We start from the raw sequence: 881 nt of genomic DNA, 5'->3' as shown, positions 1-881 counted from the left end.
CCGACCTCGAAGAAGCCTGGGCCCTGGCCAAGGACCGACCCCAGGGGCAGAACAAATTCCTCAAGAAGTACGCCGCGTTCTCCCTGCTGGTGATCGACGAGTGGCTCCTCGACCATCCCGACGAGACGATCAGCCGGATGCTCCTCGAGCTCCTTGAGCGGCGCTACGACACCGGGTCGACAGTCTTCTGCACCCAGTACCCCAAGAAGGACTGGCACCAGCGCCTGGGCTCCGGAGTTCATGCCGACGCGGTCATGGACCGCATCGTGCACAACACGATCTGGATCGACACCGGCACCCACAACATGCGCGAGCATGCGGCCGCCGCCGGGAGTCAGTAAGTAATCCCCGAGACGGGGCCGGTGGTCCCCATAGACGCGATCACCGGCCCCCAACGGCAATACTGCTGGCCCCCAAGCGCAATATCCGGTGGCCCCCAAGCCTCCAAATACTCACCAACGGCTTCGCCAATGCCGTCTGGGGGAGAATCGGGGAGCGCTACTTGGAACTCGGAGCTGAGGCAGGGAGCCTGATGTACCCCACCAGCAACGAATTGCCGTGCCCCAACCGTGGATTTTGCTCCTTCAACCGATTCGAAACCGGAAACATATATTGGTCGCCGACCACCAACGCCCAAGCAGTGTGGGGAGCGATCTTTCAGGAATACGGAAGACAGGGCTACGAGAACGGCAGGTTCGGGCTGCCCACGACCAGCGAATTCGACACCCCGGACGGAAAACAGGTGAACTTTGAAGGAGGCTGGATTCGCTGGATCCGCAATACAGGGGCGTTGATCACTTCCTAAGGCGGACTCGGTAGCCGCGAGCGCTGCCCCTAGAAGGGTATGCAACTAGTGGTCCGCATTTGAAGTGTTGTTACGG

General features: G+C 61.0%; 2 protein-coding genes. Both read left to right on the top strand.

Going from position 1 to position 881, the window contains the following annotated elements; translation table 11 throughout:
* A partial coding sequence (locus CEY15_RS17855; RefSeq protein ID WP_176475196.1) for an ATP-binding protein occupies positions 1 to 341 on the top strand: 341 nt, incomplete at its 5' end.
* A 191-nt stretch (positions 342 to 532) separates the two neighbouring features.
* Positions 533 to 805, top strand: coding sequence for an LGFP repeat-containing protein (locus tag CEY15_RS17850; protein WP_067478016.1), 273 nt, complete (start codon positions 533 to 535; stop codon positions 803 to 805).
* The last annotated feature ends 76 nt before the right edge of the window (positions 806 to 881 follow it).

Source organism: Dietzia natronolimnaea (genome assembly GCF_002289575.1).
In the GTDB taxonomy this organism is placed as follows: domain Bacteria; phylum Actinomycetota; class Actinomycetes; order Mycobacteriales; family Mycobacteriaceae; genus Dietzia; species Dietzia natronolimnaea_A.
Note: the sequence above shows the minus strand (reverse complement) of the source record. Positions and strands in the feature narration are given on the sequence as shown.

Bases quoted from the DNA above. Each gene is read 5' to 3' on its own strand.
- CEY15_RS17850 (WP_067478016.1), top strand. From the start codon at position 533: ATGTACCCCACCAGCAACGAATTGCCGTGCCCCAACCGTGGATTTTGC.